Genomic DNA, 620 nt, shown 5'->3' with positions numbered 1-620 from the left:
TGGCGGCGCGGCGGTCCGCCGCTCCAAGCAATATCTATTGCGCAACCTGTGCTGCTTTGAGATCAACTCGACCCAGGATATCAGGCCCGGCGTTTCTGACAGTGGTGACGCGGCGCGCAATCGGCCACATCGTCAAGGTCGCGGCGTCGAAGGGCTTCATGAGATCGCGTGGATCTCGATCTGGCGACAGCCAACGTTCGTATTCTTCGCGACGTAGAACGACCGGCATGCGATTGTGGATTGCCGAAATCATCTCGTTCGAGGGGCAGGTGACGACAGCGAAGGTCCGGATATCGATGCCTGCCGGGTGGCGCCATACTTCCCAAATGCCCGCGAGAGCGAACATCGACCGGTCCTTCATGGCGATAGCGTAGGGTTGCCTCTTGTCAGACCCATCCGCCCATTCGAAAAAGCCGCTCACCGGGATCAGGCAGCGGCGTGACAGGTACGCATCGTAGAATAGCTCATTCGAGGTTATCTCCTCACGACGCGCAAGGACCGGCGGCTGGCAACGGGGTTGGCTCATCCATGACGGAATGAGGCCCCAGCGAGCGATAGCCAGGACGGGCTTTGGCCGAACCCGCTGGCGTTCTAGGTCCTGAATGACGACGTGATAAACC

General features: G+C 60.0%; 1 protein-coding gene. It reads right to left on the bottom strand.

Annotated elements, in window-relative coordinates; all coding sequences use genetic code 11:
* Positions 1–34 precede the first annotated feature (34 nt).
* Positions 35–620, bottom strand: a 586-nt coding sequence (locus AF337_RS13410; protein WP_049732475.1) for an SOS response-associated peptidase, incomplete at its 5' end; no start/stop codon positions are given.

It is taken from the genome of Rhizobium ecuadorense, assembly GCF_001187535.1.
GTDB lineage: Bacteria > Pseudomonadota > Alphaproteobacteria > Rhizobiales > Rhizobiaceae > Rhizobium > Rhizobium ecuadorense.
This window is presented reverse-complemented; position numbering and strand designations above follow the sequence as displayed.